Genomic DNA, 18,456 nt, shown 5'->3' on the forward strand with positions numbered 1-18,456 from the left:
CACGCTGCGCCTGGACCGAAAGGCCGTGCAGTCGGCAGTGCAGGAGGCACGTGCTGCACTTAGCGCCGGCAGCGTCGCAGCGCATGCCGTGCCGCAAGCAGGGGACGACGCGACCATGCTGCCGTCGAGCCTGGAGCGCGACGAGGGCGACGACCGTTTCGACGACGCGCCCGAGCGCATCGTCGCGACGCCTCAGCGTCGAAGCGCCGAGCTTCGCGACGTACCCGACAAGGCGCGCGCGCCTTACTTCTTCCAGAGATAGCTGGCGATGGCGACGAAGATCAACTTGCGCATGGAAAGCCTCGGCGAAAGGTGGCGTGGAAAGCCCACCCCGGCACGTGCCGTGCCCGAAGCCGTTCGTGAAGGTGACGAGCCTGACCCCGGCACTGGTCACAACGGTTGGGGCTGCTTCGTTCCCGACCTGACCCGGTTCGCCGCGCTTCCATGCGGGGAGGCCCGTCCCGGCCGATTCTAGGCGGTAGCCCCCGTGCCGCCCGGCCGCCGCCGCTTGGCGTTCAGGCGCGCAGGCCGAGTTCGGCGCCGTCGTATTCGAGGCCGAGCGGGTCGATCAGCAGGCGCTTCGGGCCGCTCTCGACCCGGCCGGCCAGCCATGCGTCGATGCCGGCCTTGCGTGCCACCGCGGTCGTGCGCTCGGCGTCCTCCGCGGCGACGAACAGCGCGAAGCCGGCGCCCATGTTGAACGTGCCGTACGCGTCGCGGTCGCTCATGCCGGCCCCGCCCTGGATGAAGCGGAGCACCGGCGGGACATCCGGCAGTGTGTGGATGCGATACGTCAGCGCAGCCGAATGGCGCATGAGCTTGCGCCAGCCGTGGCCCGTGATGTTGGCGCAGTAGTGGGGCCGGATGCCGGCCTTGTGCAAGGCCTCGGTGATCGGCGAGTAGAGAACGGTGGGCTCCAGCAGCGCTTCGCCGTACGACATCGGGAATGCGCTGCCGGGCAGCGGTGTCAGGTAGCCGCGCGGAAGCTGCGTCGCCAGCTGACGGGCGAGGCTGAGGCCGTTGGCGTGGATGCCGCTCGAGGCGAGCAGGACGATCGCGTCACCGGGGCCAAGTCGCTCGCCCAGCGAGAGCCTGTCCTTGGGGCTGACCATGCCGGTGCACGATGCGGCCAGATCGATCCGGCCGTCCGCGACCACGCCGGCGAGGGCCGGCGTCTCGCCGCCGCCCCAGGCCATGCCGCAGTGGTCGCAGGCCCGCTTCCAGCCCTCGACCAGGGCCTGCGCCCGCGCCTTGTTCTCGAACCAGGCGGAGCCGCCCGCGGCCCAGTACGCGTGCGCGAAGAGCGGCGTCGCACCGACCGTGACGAGGTCGTTCACGGCCATCGCGATCGTGTCCTGGGCGATGGCCGCGTAGGGGCTGGTCCCCGTGAGCGACTCCATCTCGTCGGCGACGAGGACCTTGGTGCCCAGGCATTCGACGATGCTGGCCAGGTAGAACGGTCCGACGTCGACGACGTAGGCCGACTCGCCGCGCGACGAGCCGACTTCGCTGAAGCCGTGCGCGTCGAGGTGCACGGCGGTGGAAGCGGCGGCGCGCTGGGCCGCGACCTTGAGCGGGTCGAGCAGGCTGTAGTCGACGCCCGAGCCCTGGTAGCTCAGGCTGTCGAGCCGGGCGGCGACGGTCGTGGCGGGTTCTTCCAAGGTGCCGGATTATCCGTCGCGCCGAGCGGTTTCCGGGCCCGGCCATCGAGGGTGCCCCCCGTAGAATCGAACGGATGTCGAGCACCGTTCTGGCACGCAAGTACCGGCCGAAGAATTTCGAGACGCTGGTCGGCCAGGAGCACGTGGTCCAGGCGTTGTCGAACGCCCTGACTCAGCGCCGGCTGCACCATGCCTACCTCTTCACCGGCACGCGCGGTGTCGGCAAGACCACGATCGCGCGCATCCTCGCCAAGTCGCTCGACTGCACCGGGCCCGACGGCACCGGCGACATCACGGCCCACCCGTGCGGCGTGTGCCCCGCCTGCCGCGACATCGACGCCGGCCGCTTCATCGACTACGTCGAGCTCGACGCGGCATCCAACCGCGGCGTCGACGAGATCACGCGCCTGCTCGAGCAGGCGGTCTACAAGCCCGTCCTTGGCCGCTTCAAGGTCTACCTCATCGATGAAGTCCACATGCTGTCCGGGCACGCGTTCAACGCCATGCTCAAGACGCTGGAGGAACCTCCCGACTACCTAAAGTTCGTTCTCGCGACGACCGATCCGCAGAAGGTGCCGCCCACGGTGCTGTCGCGCTGCCTGCAGTTCAACCTGCGGCCGATGGCGCCCGAGACCATCGTCGGTCATCTCGGGACCATCCTGGCCGCCGAGGCCGTCCGGTTCGACAACGGCGCGCTCAAGCTGATCGCCCGCGCGGCCCGCGGCTCGATGCGCGACGCCGAATCCCTGGCCGACCAGGCCATCGCCTACGGGAGCGGCCGGATCGGGGAAGCCGGCGTGCGCCAGATGCTCGGCGCCGTCGACCGCGGCCACGCGGTCAGGCTCGTCGAGGCGCTCGCCGCGCAGGACGGGGCCGCCGTGCTCGCGGCCATCGAGCAGCTGCGCGGGCTGGGCCTCTCGGCCGGCGGGACGCTCGAGGAGATGGCCATCCTGCTGCAGCAGATGGCCGTGCTCCAGGCCGTGCCCGATGCGCTCGATGCGGGCGACCCGGATGCCCGCGAGCCGGCCCGCCTCGCGCAGCTCATGCCGGCGGACGAGACCCAGCTTCTCTACAGCATCGTCGTGCACGGCCGGGCCGAGCTCGGCCTCGCGCCCGACGAGTACAGCGGCCTGGTCATGGTGCTGCTGCGCATGCTCGCCTTTCCACCCGCGGCGGGAAGAGCCGCCGCACCGGCGACGCCGGCGCCCCTGGCCCAGGCACCGCGGTCGAAGCCGACCGAAGTCGCGGCAGCGCGGCCTGCCGCCGGGCCGACGGTCGACCTCCCGGTCCCTTCCGCCAACCCGGTCGATGCTGCGCCCGACGCGGCGAACGGCGATCGCTGGTTCACGCTCGTGCAGGGGCTGGTCGCCAGCGGCGCCGTCTCGGCGATGGTTCGCGAGCTGGCGATGCAGGCGCAGTGCCTGGGCGTCGTCGACGGCGAGGCGGCCCAGGTCTGGCGACTGCGGGTCGAGCGCGAGAACCTGCGTACGCCGGCCTTGCGCGAACGGCTGCAGGCGGCGGTCGCACAGGCCGCGGGTCGCCCGGTGCGGCTCGACGTCGAGCCGGGCGCCGCCACCGATTCGCCGGCCGCACGCGAGGCCGCCGAGCGCAACCGACGCCAGGCCGAAGCCGAGCGCATCATCCACGACGATCCGCTGGTGAAGGCCCTGATGGCCCAATACAAGACGGCGCGCATCGTGCCGGGCTCGATCAAGCCGCACTGAGAAACAGGAGCACACGACATGATGAAGGGGCAACTCGCCGGGCTGATGAAGCAGGCCCAGGCCATGCAGGACAACCTGAAGAAGGCGCAGGACGAGCTGGCGACAATCGAGGTCGAGGGGCAGTCCGGTGCCGGCCTCGTCAAGGTGACCATGACCTGCAAGCACGACGTCAAGCGCGTCGTCATCGATCCGAGCCTGCTCGCGGAGGACAAGGACATGCTCGAGGACCTGGTCGCCGCGGCCTTCAACGACGGACTGCGCCGTGCCGAGGCGGTGAGCCAGGAGAAGATGGGCAAGCTGACCGCCGGCATGCCCTTGCCGCCCGGCATGAAGCTGCCGTTCTGATGCGGCCAGCCGAGCTGAGGTTTCGCTCTGGCTGCTGAACCCTCGCTCGAGCGCCTCGTCGAGGCGCTGCGTCGCCTGCCGGGCGTGGGCACGAAGTCGGCGCAGCGCATGGCCTGGCACCTGTTGCAGCACGACCGCGAGGGCGCGCGCCAGATCGCCGCGGCCTTGCACGGGGCCGTCGACCGGGTCCGGCACTGCGCCCGTTGCCATACGTTCACCGAGGCCGAGATGTGCAGCATCTGCCTCGACGCGTCGCGCGACGCCCGCCAGCTGGCCGTGGTCGAGACGCCGGCCGACCAGGCCGCCCTTGAACGCACCGGAAGCTACCGTGGCCTGTACTTCGTGCTGATGGGCCGGCTCAGCCCCCTCGACGGCGTCGGCCCGTCCGAAATCGGCGCCCGGCAACTGCTCGACCGGGCCAGCGAGGAGGGGGTCGAGGAGGTCATCCTCGCCACCAACTTCACGGCCGAGGGCGAGGCCACTGCGCACGTGCTCGCCGAAGCCTTGCAGTCGCGCGGCGTCCGCGTGACGCGGCTGGCGCGCGGCGTGCCGATCGGCAGCGAGCTGGAGTACGTCGACCTCGGCACCATCGCCCACGCCTTCAGCGACCGGCGCTGAATCGGGCGCAGCCCTGCCGGCCGCGTCGCGGGCCTACTGACCGGTGGAGCGGGCGGGGCGTCTCGCGGCTGCGGTCGCCTGCTGGCGAGGCCCTTGCTTCGGCGCCGCCTTCCCAGCGCCTGCACTCGCGACGCGACCGGCTATCACGCTGGACGGGCGCGTCGCCACGTGCGCGGCGCGCCCGGGCTCGGCCTGGGCCTGGCGCCTGGCGACCGAGGGCTGGACGTAGACGACCACCGTCCGGCCCGGCGCGAAGCTGGCGCTGGCCGCCACGTCGTTCCACTCCGCGACCTGGGCCGGGCTGACGCGAAAGCGCTTCGCGACCGACGCGACGCTGTCGCGCCTGCCCGCCTTGAGCGACACCTTGCGCAGCGGCGGGGCGTCCGGCGCGAGCGAGATCTGGGCGTTGTCCGCGATGGTGCCGGAGACATTGGCGAGCAGCGAATTGCCGCGCGGCACGAGCAGCGTCGAACCGGCCCTGATCAGCATGCGTGCCGGAATGCGATTGATCTCGCGCAGCTGGTCCTCGTCCATGCCGACCGAGCGTGCCGCGTCCGACGGCTTCATCGTCCGCGGCGCGACCCAGGCGGTCCATGTCGCGAGGCGGCCCCGGTGCAGCGGCAGTTCGCGCACGAACTGGTTGGCGTTGTCGTAGGGAAGCAGGATCTGTGGCGTGCCCTCGGCCAGGATCACCGGCCGGTTCATCTGCGGGTTGAGGGTCTGGAAGCTCTCGAGGGATATGCCCGCGAGCTTGACGGCCGTGGCAACGTCGATGTCTCGCTCGATCGGCACGCTCAGGAAGTACGGGTGGTTCTGCAGCACCGGCAACGTGAGGCCGAAGGCCTGGGGGCGGGCGACGATGTTCTTGACGGCCTGCAGCTTGGGCACGTAGCCCTGCGTCTCGAGCGGCATGCGCAGGCTCTCGTAGCCGGTCGGCAGGCCGTCGCGCCGGTTGCGGGCCATGGCGCGCTGCACGCTGCCTTCGCCCCAGTTGTAGGCGGCCAGGGCGAGGTGCCAGTCGCCGAACATGCCGTGCAGCTTCTGCAGGTAGTCGAGCGCGGCGCGGGTCGACGCGAGAACGTCGCGGCGGTCGTCGCGGAAGACGTTCTGCTTCAGCTCGAAGTCGCGTCCGGTCGACGGGATGAACTGCCACATGCCCGACGCGCTCGCCACGGACATCGCCTGCGGGTTGTAGGCGCTTTCGATGAAGGGCAGGAGCGCGAGCTCCATCGGCATGCCGCGCTTGTCGAGCTCCTCGACGATGTGGAACAAGTAGCGGCCGCCGCGCTCCATCATGCGCGCCACGTAGTCGGGCCGCGACGCATACCAGCGCTCGCTGTCGCGGACGCGGTCGCTGTCGAGATCGTTCATGGCGAAGCCGCGCCGGAGACGGTCCCAGAGGTCGACACGAGTTGCCCGATCCTCCAGGTCGAGACGGACCTCGGGACGAAGGGGGTCGATCGGCACCGGTGCAGCGACGACCGGCTCCGCCTGCGAGGCGGCGGCAGCGACGCTGGAGGCGGCGGCCTGATCCAGGGCCTTCGCAGGCTCAGCCGGCGGGGCGGCCGGCGCCGGCATCGCGACGACAGGGCGGGGCGCTTCGCGCGGAGGCGCTGAAACACAACCGGCCAGAAGAAGGATGAGCGGGAGGAGGCAGTGGGATGCTCGGCCCGCGAGGCCCGATCGTGCTTCGCGTCGTGTCGTCATCGGAAGTCGTTTTTCCAGGTCCGCAATGCCGCGAGGACTTCGCTGCCGCCGGTGCCGGAGGCACCGTGCGCGCGGGCCGCGGCGACCACCGCCGGCTCGCCGCAGCGAAGGAAAGGATTGATGAGCCGCTCGCGGCCCACGGTCGACGGCAGCGTCGGCTCGCCTTCCTGGCGCATCGCCTGGCAGCGCGCGGTGTGCTCGAGGACCTCGCGGTTGCCGGGCTCGACGGCCTGCGCGAACCTGAGGTTAGACAGCGTGTACTCGTGGCCGCAGCAGACGCGCGTGTCGTCGGGCAGCGCAGCGAGCTTGCCGAGCGAGGTGTACATCTGCTCGGCCGTGCCTTCGAACAGCTTGCCGCAGCCGGCCGAGAACATCGTGTCGCCGCAGAAGACGATCGGATCGCCTGCGCCTTCGGCGCTCACGTAGGCGATGTGACCGGCGGTGTGGGCAGGGATGTCGAGGACCTCGAAGCGAAGGCCGAGCACCTCCGCCGTTTCGCCTTCGCGAAGGCCGATGCAGGGCTGGGGAACCTTTTCCCGGGCCGGGCCGAACACCGGCCCGTTCAGGCGCGTGCGCAGGGCATCGACGCCGCCGACATGATCGGCGTGGTGATGGGTCAATAGAATACCGACCAGTTCGAGCCGCCGCGCATCTAGCGCGGCTTCGACGGGCCCCGATTCGCCCGGATCCACGACGATCGCTCGCTGGCCATCGTCGATCATCCAGATGTAGTTGTCGGAGAACGCGGCGAGTGCGGTCAGGTTCATGACGGAAGGCGCGATCATACAGTTGCCCCAATGGCTGCAGACCCCTGCAGGCGAGTACTTGTTGGCATGGGAACAGCGCCATCTGGACCAGGCCGTGGCCGATCTGTTCGGCTTCCATGCACTGCAACTCGGCCTGCCTGAACTGGCCGCCTTGCGCGCCAATCGCATGCCGCATCGCTGGCTTGCGGTCGAGTCGCCGCCGTCGGATCCGGCCACGGCGCCGGAGGTTCCGGAAGATTTGCAGAGCGATGGCCCGGCGCGGGTCGCCGTCCTGCCGAGGCCGGCCCTGCACTGCCACTTCGATGCCCTGCCGTTCGACTCGAGCAGCCTCGACCTCGTCGTCCTCCCGCACTCGCTCGAGCTCGCTCGCGACCCCCACCTGGCGCTGCGTGAGGTCGAGCGCGTCCTTGTCCCGGAAGGCCGCGTCCTCATCGTCGGCTTCAACCCGGCGAGCCTGTGGGGCGCGCGGCAGCGTCTCGGCCGCCTGCGCCAGCGCCTTACCCGCGGGCCGGAGCGCGACCTGTTCCTGCCGCGGGCCGGCGAGTTCATCGGCTATCGCCGCTTGCGCGACTGGCTGCGGCTCCTGAGCTTCGAGGTGGAGGCCGGCCGCTTCGGCTGCTACATCCCGCCGGTCAGGACGGCGCGCTGGGTCTCCCGCTTCGCCTGGATGGAGCGAGCCGGCGAACACTGGTGGCCGGTCTTCGGAGCGCTCTACTACATCGTCGCCGTCAAGCGCGTGCGCGGCATGCGGCTGGTCGGCCTCATCCGCAAGGAAGCGCGCCTGAAGGCGGTCACCGCGCCGGCACCTGCGGCCGTCGCGCATCGCGAACTGGAAGCGCATCTGGATGAGCATTGAGCGGGCCTCCGCGGCCAAGTGGGTCGCCTACACCGACGGCGCCTGCGCCCCCACGAACCCGGGACCGGCCGGCTGGGGCGCGGTCGTGATCGCCCCCGACGGGCAGACCGAGACCGATCATTTCGGCTTCATCGGCCTCGGCACGAACCAGATCGCCGAGCTCACCGCCGCCATCGAGGGCCTGCAGCGCGTGCCCCGGGGTGCAGCGGTCGAGCTGGTCTCGGACAGCCAGTACGTGCTGAAGGGCATCTCGGAATGGCGCGCCGCCTGGGAGCGCAAGGGCTTTCGCAACTCGAAGGGCGAGCCGGTCGCCAACCTGGCCTTGTGGAAGCAGCTCTTCGCCGAGGCCGATGCGCGCCGCGTCAGCGTTCGCTGGGTGCGCGGCCACACGGGCGATCGCTGCAACGAGAAGGCCGACGCGCTCGCCAACAAGGCCCTGGCCCTGAAGACGCGCAGCGCCTAGCGTCCCTACGGGGCGATGCGGCGCGCTGCGGGCAGCGCGCCGCAGGTGCCTCAGTGCAGGCCGCGCTCGACCTCGAGCAGCTGGAACCGCGCCAGGGCGAGGTTGGTGCGGTGCTTCTCGAGAACCGCCACCAGCACCAGCCCGGCATGACGCTGCAGGGCGCGGATCAGCACATGGCGGGCGCCAGCGGTGGTGATGACCTCGTCGATCGGGTCGACAAGGCCCATGGCGCGGGCGGAATCGCGATGGGCGGCCAGGACCTGCGCGCAGGCGGCGCCGCCGAGCTCCATGTCGAGCGCGCTCGGATCGAGCGCTTCGTGGGCGAGGACGAGACCGCTGGCGGCGTCGACCAGGGCGCAGCCGAGCAGGCCGTCGAGCTTGAGCAAGGTCGACAAGGCCTGCCGTGCGCGGGCCGCATCGAGAACGCTGCGGCCGGCCGCGGTGGCTGCGGCCGGGGCAGGCACCTCGGGAGCCGGGACCTTGAGGCTGCCGATCTCGTCGACCTTCACGGGAAAGTCGCTGATGCCGAGCATCGACGACACCGCGCCGGGATCCCAGCCCGGCTGCAGCTTGGCCTCGTTCCAGACCCCGAGCATCGCGTTCCACACCGACGACGCGCCGGTCATCGGTTCGCTCACCAGGTGCACGTGCAGGCGCTCCGGCCATACGACGGCCTCGACCTTGTTGTTGATCCAGCTCGCGTTCGGCGGCAGCTGGAACAGGAGATGGGCACAGCGCCAGGTCGGCAGGCTGATGGCGTGACGCAACGACGCCAGCAGGGCGTCGATGGCGTGCGGCTGCATTGGGCCGATGATCACGGCCGTCATCTGGCTGCGCTCCATCAGCGCGACCGGGATCTCGGCGTTCTCGGGCCCCGGTGCGCGCACGTCGGCGTGGAAGATGCGAAGGGTGTCCTCCTGGCGTCGGACGAGCGTCGTGCGCTCGATCATCGCCAGCGTCCGCAGGGTCGTCTTCTCGCGCAGGTGCAGCCGCTCGATCGGCCGGCCGCCGGCATCGGACAAGGCCTTGATCACTGAGGAGGCCCAGACGCCCACCGGGTCGAGCAGGGTGATCATCGACGACGCCGTCTCCAGGTCGGCACGAGTGTTGGCGAAGTGCTCGCGGATCGCCTGGGCCGGAGAGCCCACCACGACCAGGTCGCTCAGGTGCCGGTCGATGATCTGGCCGCGCTCGTTCACCTCGGTGGCGACGCTCTCCATGATCTGCGTCGCCGCGAACCCGCGCGGGTCGACCATCGTGTCGTCGAAGTCGGGCGTCTTCTTCGGACCGAGGTCCCCGAACAGCGAAGTCAGCATGCTTGCTCCTGATGACGCCGAGGCGCCTCGTCGACTCCGGGCAGTCTAGGGGTCGACTTGTGCTGCCTTGTCCCTACCTTTTGTTACACCGATGCACGGCGCCGGACGGCCGATGGCCGGCACCACGCATCCTCCTTCGCCCGGTAACGCGCTGCGTGCCCGCCGTCTACCATCGATCCCGATGCCTGCTGCGAACCACACTCCCGTCCGGGCCCCGATGCGGCCGGACGCCGCTGTCATGGGCCTGGTCGGCCTGGCCCACTGCGTCAGCCATTTCAGCCAGCTGCTCCTGCCGCCGCTCTTTCCCTGGCTGAAGGACGCCTTCCAGGTCAGCTACACCGAGCTCGGCTTCCTGCTCACCGTCTTCTTCGTCGTGTCGTGCGCGGTCCAGGCGCTGTCGGGTTTCGCGGTCGACCGCTTCGGACCGCGGCCCATCCTCTTCGGCGGCATCGCGCTGCTCGCCGTCGCCGCGTTCGGGTTCGCGGGCAGCAGCAGCTACGCGATGCTCGCCTTCTGGGCCGTGGTCGCCGGCGTCGGCAACGGCGTGTTCCACCCGGTCGACTACACCCTGCTCAATCGCAAGGTCCACGTCTCGCGGCTGGGCCATGCCTTCAGCGTGCATGGCATCACGGGCAGCCTCGGCTGGGCCCTGGCGCCGGCGATGCTGGTGCCGGTCGCGCTGGCGTTCTCGTGGCGGGTCGCGCTCGCTTCGGCCGGCGCCTTGATCGTCCTGGTGCTGCTCGTGCTCCTGCTGAACCGGACGCACCTGACGATCGCCGCGACGCGCGCCCTCGTGTCCTCGGGCGAAACGCGCAACGAGGTGGCGCCGGTCGGCGAGAGCTTCGCCTTCCTCGCCTTGCCCGCTGTGTGGGTCTGCTTCGCCTTCTTCTTCCTCTACGCCGCGATCATCAGCGGCATCCAGGCCTTCGCACCGGAAGCGGCTCGCCTCCTGCACGACGTGCCTGCGCAAACGGCCGCCCTGTGCCTGACCTTCTACATGGTCGCGAGCGCCGCCGGCATGGTGCTTGGCGGCTTCCTCGCTGCCGACCCGGCGCGCTCGGAGAGAATCGTCGCGCTCGCCTTCACTGCGGCGGCGGTGCTTGCGCTCACCATGGCCTATGCGCCGCTTGTTTTCCTGGCCGTACCGGTGATCTTCGTCATGATGGGGGTGGCATCCGGCATCGCCGGACCGTCGCGCGACCTGCTCGTCAAGCGCGCGTCGCCCGAGAACGCAACCGGCCGCGTCTACGGCATCGTCTATTCCGGCCTCGACATCGGCCAGGCGATCGCGCCCCTGGCCTACGGTGCGCTGATGGACCGGCACCGGCCGAGCGCCGTCTGGGTCGGCATCGCGATCCTGCAGGGCCTGCTCGTCTTCACCGCCTTCAACGTGCGCCGGGCGCGGCGCACCGCGCACGAGCCGGCGGCCGCGTAGCGCTGCGGGGGGCGGCGCTTCCTAGACAGCGCTGCGGTGACGCTCGATGCAGGTGGCGAGCACCTTGTCGGCAGGGCGCTTCCACCAGTGCTCGCTGGAGAAGATCTCGACCTCGCTGTAGCCGGCGAAGCCGGCTTCTTCCATGCAGGCGCGGATGCGCGCGATCTCGATCACGCCGTCGCCCATCATGCCGCGGTCGTTCAGAAGATCGCGCGTCGGCACCAGCCAGTCGCAGACGTGGAAGGCGAGCAGGCGATCCTCGCCGGCGCGGGCGATCTGCGCCTCGAGCTTCGGGTCCCACCACACGTGGTAGACGTCGACGGCGACGCCGAGCGCGGCGCCCTTCGGACCGCGGGCGCACTCCGGATCGATCGCATCGCAGAGGTCGAGCGCCTGCTCCAGCGTGTTGACGCAGGCGCGGTCGGCCGCGTACATCGGGTGCAGCGGCTCGATGGCCAGCGGCATGCCGGCCGTGCGTGCGTGCTCCAGCGCGGCGGCGATGCCGTCGTGCACGTCCCGTCGCGCCGCGAACAGGTCCTTCGACTGCGGCGTGCCGGCGAGCGCCCCGGGCAGGCTGCCGACGACGAGCACGAGGCAGGCGGCGTCGAGCGCCGCGGCCTCGTCGATGGCGCGCCGGTTGTCGTCGAGCGCCAGTCGCCGCCCCGCGGCGTCCATCGCCGGGAACATGCCGCCGCGGCAGTAGCCGGAGAGGGCCAGCTCGTGGCGCTGCACGAGCGACTTCGTGCGCTCGAGGCCGATCGCCGCGACCTGGTCGCGCCACGGCGAGATGGCGCGGATGCCGTGCCGGGCGCAGGCCTCGATCGCCTTGTCGAGCGTCCCCGCCCCTCGCAGGGTGGCGGTGTTTATCGACAGCCAGCGGTGGTCGGCGGAGAAGTCGCGCACGATCTTCCTGTGATGGCCTCGATCAGCCTTCGACGCCGTTCAGCGCGAGGAGCTGCTTCATGCGCCGGACGGCGAGCTCCGGCTGCCCCAGCAGCCCGGCCGCGTCGGCGAGGCGGAAGGCTTCGGCGAAATGAAGCAGCGACCGTGCGCTCTGCTGGCCGCCGACCATCGTGAAGTGCGACTGGTGGCCGCCGAGCCAGGCCAGGAAGACGATGCCGGTCTTGTAGAAGCGCGTCGGCGCCTGAAAGATGTGGCGCGAGAGCGGCACCGTCGGCGCGAGCAGGGCGTGGAAGCGCGGCAGGTCGCCCTCGGCGAGGGCCGAGAGCGCCGCGCTCGCGGCCGGCGCGATGGCGTCGAAGATGCCGAGCAGGGCATCGCTGTGGTGGTGGTTCGACGCGGTGCCGACGCCGTCGCCGGCGATCAGCTCGGCGTAGCTGAAGTCGTCGCCGGTGTACATGCGCACGCCTTCCGGCAGACGACGCCGCATGGCGATCTCCTTGTCCTTGTCGAGCAGCGAGATCTTGATGCCGTCGACCTTGCCGGGGTTGGCGGCGATCACGCCGAGCGCCGTCGCCATCGCGGTGTCGACGTCGGCGCTGCCCCAGTAGCCGGCCAGGGCCGGGTCGAACATGTCGCCGAGCCTGTGCAGGACGACCGGCTGCTTCGCCTGCATGAGGACGCGGTCGTAGACGCGCTCGTAGTCGGCGGGGCTGGTCGCGACCCGCGCCAGCGCGCGGCTCGCCATCACGATGAGGCGGCCGCCGTGCCTCTCGATCGCCTCCATCTGCTCCTCGTAGGCATGGATGACGTCGTCGACCCGTGTCGACGCATCGAAGGCGAGGTGGTCCGTGCCGCAGCCCGAGGCGACGCGGGCGCCCGGGTGGTCGCGCGCGGCGTCGAGCGAACGGCGGATCAGCTCCAGCGAGGTCGGCCAGTCGAGCCCCATGCCGCGCTGCGCCGTGTCCATGGCCTCGGCGACGCCGAGGCCCAGCGACCAGAGGCGTTGCCGGTAGGCGATCGTCGCGTCCCAATCGATGGCCGCCCCGAGCCAAGGATCGACGGCGGCGAGCGGGTCGGCGACGACGTGCGCCGCGGAGTAGGCGATGCGCGTGAACGGCCGGGTCGGCGCACCGGCGGCGATCGGCGCCGTGCCGCGGAGCACGTAGCGCTCGAGGCGACCGTTGGCGGCGGGCAGCGAGAGGGAGAGGGCAGATGCGTTCGTCATCGCGACCTCAGACCTTGAGCGCGGGCACATCGATCCAGCGCCTTTCCTTCCAGCTCGCCAATGCCGCCTCGACGAGCTGGACGCCCTTGGCGCCTTCTTCCAGCGTCCACTTCCACGGCCCCTCTTCGGCGACGTGGCGGATGAAGTGCTCCCACTGGATCTTGAAGCCGTTGTCGTAGGCCATCGAGTCGGGGATCTCCTGCCACTGGTCGTGGAACTTCATCGACTGCTTGACGTCGGGATTCCACACCGGCCGGGGCGTGGCCACGCGCGACTGCGCGACGCAACTCGTGAGCCCGGCCACTGCCGAGCCGTCCGTGCCGTCGACGTGGAAGCTGACGAGGTCGTCGCGACGGACGCGCGTCGCCCACGACATGTTGAGCTGGGCCACGATCGGCTCGCCGTCGAAGCCCTTCAGCTGCACCGTCGCGTAGGCGGCGTCGTCGGCGGTCGCGGCATAGGGCCGGTCGTTCTCGTCCCAGCGCTTCGGGATGTGCGTGGCGCCCAGGCAGGAGACCGACTGCACCTCGCCGAACAGGTTGTCGAGCACGTAGCGCCAGTGGCACATCATGTCGAGGATCATCCCGCCGCCGTCTTCGGCGCGGTAGTTCCACGACGGGCGCTGGATCGGCTGCAGATCGCCCTCGAAGACCCAGTAGCCGAACTCGAGCCGCAGCGACAGCATGCGGCCGAAGAAGCCGGCGCGGCGCAGCATGTCGAGCTTGCGCAGGCCCGGCAGGAACAGCTTGTCCTGGACCGCGCCGTGCTTGAGCCCCGAGGCCTGGGCGACGCGCGCGATCTCGACCGCCTGGTTCAGGTTGGTCGCGATCGGCTTCTCGCAGTACACGTGCTTGCCGGCGCGCAGCGCCTGCGCCAGCAGCTCGGGCCGCATCTGCGTCGTGCCGGCATCGAAGAAGACGGTGTCGTTCCTGTCGGCCAGGGCCGCGGCGAGGTCGGTGCCCCAGCGCTCAATGCCGTTCGCCCTGGCCAGGGCCTCGATCTTCTCGGCGTTGCGGCCGATCAGGATCGGATCCGGCACGACGCGGTCGCCGTTGCCGAGCTTCACGCCGCCTTCGGCACGGATGGCGCAGATGGAGCGTATGAGATGCTGGTTCATCCCCATGCGGCCGGTGACGCCGTGCATGATGAGACCGAGTCGTCGAATGGCCATGTTGTCTTTCCAGGCTGTCTGTCGGGCTACGCCTGGGCCGCAAGGCCCGTGACGCGAAACTTGAGGGAGTGGTCGTAGGGCAGGGCTGGCGTCGCGAACTCGACGTCGTTGCGCACGTAGTGCAGGGCGCAGGCGCGGCGCCACTTCGTGCTGTGGTTCGGGCCGGACTGGTGGAACGTGTTGCCGTGGTGGAAGCTCACGCCGCCCTTTCGCACCGGCGCCGGCACCATCGGCTGCTTGTCGAGGATCGTTCCCGGCAGCTGCAGGTTGTAGGGCTCGCTCGCCGGTGCGGTGTGGCCGTACACGGGACCCTGGTTCGTGCCGTCGCCGAAGTACAGGCAGCCGTTCTCGAGGGTCGCGTCGTCGAGCGCGAGCCAGGCCGTGACCACGCCTTCGATGTCGGTCGGGCCGAAGTAGAAGTTGTCCTGGTGCGCCGGCTTGGGCCCGCCGCCTTCGGGCGGCTTGAAGAAGATCTGGCTGAAGTAGACCGACACGGCCGGCCCGATGAACTGCTGCACCAGCGAGACCAGGCGCGGGTCACGGGCCAGCGACTGCACGGCCTCGCGATGCGCGTGCGGGTTGTCGAGCTTGCGCAAGACGGTGCGTGCCTGCACGCCGCCGTCGACGTACCACGCACGCTGCTCGGGCGGGAGGGCGGCGAGGAAGCTCTCGCCCCAGGCCTCGATGTCTCGCACGATCGCGTCCATCTCGGTCGGCGCGAAGACGCCGTTGACGGTCACGTGACCATGGTGACGGTAGTAGCCGAGGTCGACGGCGTCCATCAGTCCTCCGAAATCCGGGATTATCCCGAAGTCCGGCCGAGGGCCGGCCCGCCTCCGGCACACTTCGGCGATGACCCAGCACCCGAAGCCACGCCCCGCCGGCCATGCCCTGGTCGAAGCCCTCGTCGCGCAAGGCGTCGGCATGGCCTTCGGCGTTCCCGGCGAGAGCTACCTCGCTGCGCTCGACGGCTTCCACGAGCACGCCGACCGCATCCGCTTCGTCAGCTGCCGGCACGAGGGCGGCGCCAGCTTCATGGCCGAAGCGCAGGGCAAGCTGAGCGGCCGGCCCGGCGTCTGCTTCGTGACGCGCGGCCCCGGCGCGAGCAACGCGGCGATCGGGCTGCATACCGCCTTCCAGGATTCGACGCCGATGGTCCTCTTTATCGGCCAGGTCGCGAGCCACCAGCGCGACCGCGAGGCCTTCCAGGAGGTCGACTACCGGCAGATGTTCGGCCCCGGCACCCTCGGCTTCGCCAAGTGGGTCGGCGAGGTGCACGACCCCGACCGCCTGCCCGAGTACGTGGCGCGCGCCTTCCACACCGCGCTGCAGGGAAGGCCAGGACCGGTGGTCCTCGCGCTGCCCGAGGACATGCTGAGCGCGCTCACCTCGGCGCCGGAGCTCCCGCGCGCCGAGCCTGCCTTGGCCGCGCCGGCGCCGGATGCCTTGCGCGACCTGCGCGACGCGCTGCTCGCGGCGCGGCAACCGATCGTCATCGTCGGCGGCAGCGGCTGGGACGCGCGTTCGTGCGAGGCGCTCGAGCATTTTGCCGAGCGCTGGCAGCTTCCCGTCGGCTGCGCCTTCCGCTTCCAGGACACCTTCGACAACGCCCATCCGAACTACGCCGGCGAGGTCGGCATCGGCATCGCTCCGAAGCTGGCGCAGCGCATCCGCGACGCCGACCTCGTCCTCGCCGTCGGCCCGCGGCTCGGCGAGATGACCACCGGCGGCTACGAGCTCCTGGTGCCGCCGCGGCCGCGGCAGAAGCTGATCCACGTGCACGCCGGCGCCGAGGAGCTGGGCCGCGTCTACGCCGGCGACCTGCTCGTGCATTCCTCGATGGCGTGCATCGGCCCGGCGCTCGCGGCCCTGGATCCACCGGCCGCGCCGGCCTGGGCGACGTGGACCCGGGCCGCGCACGCCGACTACGAGGCCAACCTCGTTCCCACCCCGGTCGAGCCGCTCGACATGGCCGAGGTCGTGCGCACCGTCGAGCGCCTGGTGCCGCACGACGCCGTCTTCACCAACGGCGCCGGCAACTTCAGCGGCTGGCTGCACCGCTTCCATCGCTATGCCGGGCTGCGCCACGCCGGCCGGAGCCAGCTCGCGCCGACCTCGGGCGCGATGGGCTACGGCTTCCCGGCCGCGGTGGCCGCGTCGCTGCTGCAACCCGCACGCACCGTGGTCAACCTTGCCGGCGACGGCGACTTCCTTATGACCGGCCAGGAGATGGCGACGGCGATCGCGAACGGGGCCGGCTCCGGCCCCGGCAAGCTCGTCAGCATCGTCGTCGACAACGGAACCTACGGCACGATCCGCATGCACCAGGAGCGCGAGTACCCGGGCCGCGTCTCCGGCTCGGACCTCGGCAACCCCGACTTCGCCGCGCTCGCGCGCGCTTACGGCTGGTTCGCGCCGGAGCGGGTCGACACGACGAACGGCTTCGAACCGGCCCTTCGCGCTGCGCTCGACGCCGGCCGGCCGGCGCTCATCCACCTCCGCCTCGCCGCCGACGTGATCACGAGCCGGACGACGCTGGCCGCGATTCGCCGCCAGGCCGAGGCGCGCCTGGACGCGGGGCCGGAGGCCGGGCGATGAGCGAGGCCGAGTTCTCCACCTGCGACCTGTGCGACGCGCACCTGCGCTCGGCCGGCACCTTGCTGCAGGCGCTGCCGCCCGTGTTCCACGACTACGGCGGGCTGGCGCGCTTCAGCGGTACCGTCGCCACGGTGAAGTGCTTCGAGGACAACTCGATGCTGCGCGCGGCCGTCGCCGAGGCGGGGCAGGGCCGCGTCCTCGTCGTCGACGGGGGTGGCTCGGTGCGGCGGGCGCTCGTCGGCGGCAACATCGCGGCGACGGCGGCGAAGAACGGCTGGGCCGGCATCGTCGTCCACGGTGCGGTGCGCGATGCCGCCGAGCTGGCGGCGTGTGCGATCGGCATCCGCGCCCTCGCTCTGCATCCCTTGCCGACCGAGAAGCGCAACCAGGGCGAGCGCGATGTGCCGGTGCAGATCGAGGGCGTGTGGGTCCGCCCCGGCGAGCGGCTCTACGCCGACGCCGACGGCATCGTCGTCATGCCGGTGCCGGCCTGAGGACCTCGAGCAGGCGGTCGAGGCCGCCCTCGTCGATCGCCACCATCGCCGCGTCGCGGACCCTGGGCTTGGCCCGGTAGGCGACGGACAGGCCGGCCGCGGCCATCATGGGCAAGTCGTTGGCGCCGTCGCCGACCGCGAACGATCGCTGCGGCTCGATGCCGAGCGCGGCGCAGGTCTCGAGCAGCATGCGGCGCTTCTCCTCGCCGTCGCAGATGTCGCCCCAGGGCTGGTCGACAAGCCGGCCGGTAAGGACACCGGACTCGACCTCCAGCACGTTGCTGCGCGTGAAGTCGATCTGCAGGCGGTCGCGGACACGGTCGGTGAAGAAGGTGAAGCCGCCGGAGACGAGCAGCGTCTTCAGCCCGGCGTCGCGGCAGGCCGCGATCAGCGCCTCCGCACCCGGGTTGAAGCGCAGGCGTTCGTCGTAGACCCGCTGCAGCGCCTCTGCCGGCACGCCCTTCAGCAAGGCGACGCGGCGGCGCAGGCTTTCCTTGTAGTCGGCGATCTCGCCGCGCATGGCCGCCTCGGTGATGGCCGCGACCTCGGCCTTCTTCCCGGCCATCGCCGCGATCTCGTCGACGCACTCGATCGTGATCAGGGTCGAGTCCATGTCGAACGCGGCCAGGCGGAAGTCGGCGAGGAAGAGCGGCTCCGTCACCCCGCGCACGACGAGGCCGGGGCGGCTGCTCATGCGGGCTCCAGGACCTTCGGCGTCCCGAGCGTGCGGAGCACGTCCCGGACCAGGCCGACGCGGTCGCGGACCTCGGGCGCCTCGCGCTCGATGCGCAGCTTCTCGTTGCCGACCAGCTTGATGTGCCGGTTCTTCTGCACCAGCTCGATGATGCGGATCGGTTCGATCGGCGGATTCGGCACGAAGGTGATCGTCGAGACGCGCTCGCCGGCATCGATCCGGGACACCCCGTAGGCCTTGGCGAGAACGCGCAGGCGGTGCACGTCGAACAAGGTCTGCCCCTGCGGCGGCAGCTTGCCGAAGCGGTCGGTGATCTCCTCGAGCAGGGCGTCGATCTGCTCCGACTTGCTCGCGCTGGCCAGCCGCTTGTAGAGCGACAGGCGAATGTGCACGTCACCGCAGTAGCTGTCGGGCAGCAGGGCGGGCGCGTGCAGGTTGATCTCGGTCACCGCCGAGAGGGGCGCCAGCAGGTCGGGCTC

The 18,456-nt window shown here is 70.8% G+C and carries 19 protein-coding genes and 1 other RNA gene; 9 read left to right on the forward strand and 11 right to left on the reverse strand.

Annotation, left to right across the window (positions count from 1 at the left end; all coding sequences use genetic code 11):
- A partial coding sequence (locus AC30N0_RS02175) for a hypothetical protein (RefSeq protein ID WP_489516299.1) occupies positions 1-262 on the forward strand: 262 nt, incomplete at its 5' end.
- 102 nt (positions 263-364) lie between these two features.
- Here the strand turns inward: AC30N0_RS02175 and ffs are convergent.
- Together ffs and AC30N0_RS02185 are read right to left on the reverse strand one after the other, a co-directional pair.
- Positions 365-461, reverse strand: an RNA gene (gene ffs, locus AC30N0_RS02180) — signal recognition particle sRNA small type.
- A 54-nt stretch (positions 462-515) separates the two neighbouring features.
- Positions 516-1,661: an AIR synthase-related protein gene (locus AC30N0_RS02185; RefSeq protein ID WP_489516300.1), complete on the reverse strand. Its 1,146-nt coding sequence runs from the start codon at positions 1,659-1,661 to the stop codon at positions 516-518.
- A 74-nt stretch (positions 1,662-1,735) separates the two neighbouring features.
- Between AC30N0_RS02185 and dnaX the strand changes: the two genes are divergently transcribed.
- Genes dnaX through recR form a run of 3 tightly spaced genes read left to right on the forward strand, consistent with a single transcriptional unit; the run spans position 1,736 to position 4,348 of the window.
- Positions 1,736-3,385: a DNA polymerase III subunit gamma/tau gene (gene dnaX, locus AC30N0_RS02190; RefSeq protein WP_489516301.1), complete on the forward strand. Its 1,650-nt coding sequence runs from the start codon at positions 1,736-1,738 to the stop codon at positions 3,383-3,385.
- Positions 3,386-3,403: 18 nt separating this feature from the next.
- The gene (locus AC30N0_RS02195; RefSeq protein WP_489516302.1) at positions 3,404-3,730 is read left to right on the forward strand and encodes a YbaB/EbfC family nucleoid-associated protein; all 327 of its coding nucleotides are present in this window, start codon (positions 3,404-3,406) and stop codon (positions 3,728-3,730) included.
- A 27-nt stretch (positions 3,731-3,757) separates the two neighbouring features.
- The gene (recR, locus tag AC30N0_RS02200) at positions 3,758-4,348 is read left to right on the forward strand and encodes a recombination mediator RecR (protein ID WP_489516316.1); all 591 of its coding nucleotides are present in this window, start codon (positions 3,758-3,760) and stop codon (positions 4,346-4,348) included.
- Positions 4,349-4,381: 33 nt separating this feature from the next.
- Here recR and AC30N0_RS02205 read toward each other — a convergent pair whose 3' ends face one another.
- Both AC30N0_RS02205 and gloB read right to left on the reverse strand, forming a co-directional pair.
- The gene (locus AC30N0_RS02205) at positions 4,382-5,719 is read right to left on the reverse strand and encodes a transglycosylase SLT domain-containing protein (protein ID WP_489516303.1); all 1,338 of its coding nucleotides are present in this window, start codon (positions 5,717-5,719) and stop codon (positions 4,382-4,384) included.
- Positions 5,720-6,051: 332 nt separating this feature from the next.
- A complete protein-coding gene (gloB, locus tag AC30N0_RS02210) occupies positions 6,052-6,822 on the reverse strand; it encodes a hydroxyacylglutathione hydrolase (protein ID WP_489516317.1) in 771 nt (256 codons plus the stop codon).
- Here gloB and AC30N0_RS02215 point away from each other — a divergent pair.
- Together AC30N0_RS02215 and AC30N0_RS02220 are read left to right on the forward strand one after the other, a co-directional pair.
- Positions 6,821-7,678 carry a class I SAM-dependent methyltransferase gene (locus tag AC30N0_RS02215; RefSeq protein WP_489516304.1) on the forward strand — a complete coding sequence of 286 codons (858 nt, stop codon included), beginning with the start codon at positions 6,821-6,823 and terminating at the stop codon, positions 7,676-7,678. The two genes, gloB and AC30N0_RS02215, sit on opposite strands and share 2 nt — an antisense overlap.
- Positions 7,668-8,141: a ribonuclease H family protein gene (locus tag AC30N0_RS02220; protein ID WP_489516305.1), complete on the forward strand. Its 474-nt coding sequence runs from the start codon at positions 7,668-7,670 to the stop codon at positions 8,139-8,141. The genes AC30N0_RS02215 and AC30N0_RS02220 overlap by 11 nt, the downstream gene beginning before the upstream one ends.
- Before the next feature lie 50 nt (positions 8,142-8,191).
- On the opposite strand, the gene AC30N0_RS02225 is transcribed toward AC30N0_RS02220, so the two are convergent.
- Positions 8,192-9,457 (reverse strand): roadblock/LC7 domain-containing protein, encoded by a 1,266-nt coding sequence (locus AC30N0_RS02225; RefSeq protein ID WP_489516306.1) that lies wholly within the window; start codon positions 9,455-9,457, stop codon positions 8,192-8,194.
- Positions 9,458-9,674: 217 nt separating this feature from the next.
- Here AC30N0_RS02225 and AC30N0_RS02230 point away from each other — a divergent pair, with 217 nt between their 5' ends.
- Positions 9,675-10,892, forward strand: coding sequence for an MFS transporter (locus AC30N0_RS02230; protein WP_489516307.1), 1,218 nt, complete (start codon positions 9,675-9,677; stop codon positions 10,890-10,892).
- 21 nt (positions 10,893-10,913) lie between these two features.
- On the opposite strand, the gene AC30N0_RS02235 is transcribed toward AC30N0_RS02230, so the two are convergent.
- The 4 genes from AC30N0_RS02235 to AC30N0_RS02250 are packed head-to-tail and all read right to left on the reverse strand — an operon-like array spanning position 10,914 to position 14,973.
- Positions 10,914-11,795, reverse strand: a complete 882-nt coding sequence (locus AC30N0_RS02235; RefSeq protein WP_489516308.1) for a sugar phosphate isomerase/epimerase family protein — start codon at positions 11,793-11,795, stop codon at positions 10,914-10,916.
- Between the two features lie 22 nt (positions 11,796-11,817).
- On the reverse strand, positions 11,818-13,020 hold the full coding sequence (locus tag AC30N0_RS02240) for a dihydrodipicolinate synthase family protein (protein WP_489516309.1): 1,203 nt from the start codon (positions 13,018-13,020) through the stop codon (positions 11,818-11,820).
- A 7-nt stretch (positions 13,021-13,027) separates the two neighbouring features.
- Positions 13,028-14,191: a Gfo/Idh/MocA family protein gene (locus tag AC30N0_RS02245; RefSeq protein WP_489516310.1), complete on the reverse strand. Its 1,164-nt coding sequence runs from the start codon at positions 14,189-14,191 to the stop codon at positions 13,028-13,030.
- Positions 14,192-14,217: 26 nt separating this feature from the next.
- On the reverse strand, positions 14,218-14,973 hold the full coding sequence (locus tag AC30N0_RS02250) for a phytanoyl-CoA dioxygenase family protein (protein ID WP_489516311.1): 756 nt from the start codon (positions 14,971-14,973) through the stop codon (positions 14,218-14,220).
- A 70-nt stretch (positions 14,974-15,043) separates the two neighbouring features.
- On the opposite strand from AC30N0_RS02250, the gene AC30N0_RS02255 reads away from it, so the two are divergent.
- Together AC30N0_RS02255 and rraA are read left to right on the forward strand one after the other, a co-directional pair.
- Positions 15,044-16,789: a thiamine pyrophosphate-binding protein gene (locus AC30N0_RS02255; protein WP_489516312.1), complete on the forward strand. Its 1,746-nt coding sequence runs from the start codon at positions 15,044-15,046 to the stop codon at positions 16,787-16,789.
- Positions 16,786-17,283 carry a ribonuclease E activity regulator RraA gene (gene rraA, locus AC30N0_RS02260; protein ID WP_489516313.1) on the forward strand — a complete coding sequence of 166 codons (498 nt, stop codon included), beginning with the start codon at positions 16,786-16,788 and terminating at the stop codon, positions 17,281-17,283. The genes AC30N0_RS02255 and rraA overlap by 4 nt, the downstream gene beginning before the upstream one ends.
- Here rraA and serB read toward each other — a convergent pair.
- Both serB and AC30N0_RS02270 read right to left on the reverse strand, forming a co-directional pair.
- Positions 17,264-17,977: a phosphoserine phosphatase SerB gene (gene serB / locus AC30N0_RS02265; RefSeq protein WP_489516314.1), complete on the reverse strand. Its 714-nt coding sequence runs from the start codon at positions 17,975-17,977 to the stop codon at positions 17,264-17,266. The two genes, rraA and serB, sit on opposite strands and share 20 nt — an antisense overlap.
- A partial coding sequence (locus AC30N0_RS02270; RefSeq protein WP_489516315.1) for a TRCF domain-containing protein occupies positions 17,974-18,456 on the reverse strand: 483 nt, incomplete at its 5' end. The genes serB and AC30N0_RS02270, both read right to left, overlap by 4 nt.

Origin of the sequence: Rhizobacter sp. (assembly GCF_031412495.1) — a bacterium.
GTDB lineage: Bacteria > Pseudomonadota > Gammaproteobacteria > Burkholderiales > Burkholderiaceae_C > Schlegelella_A.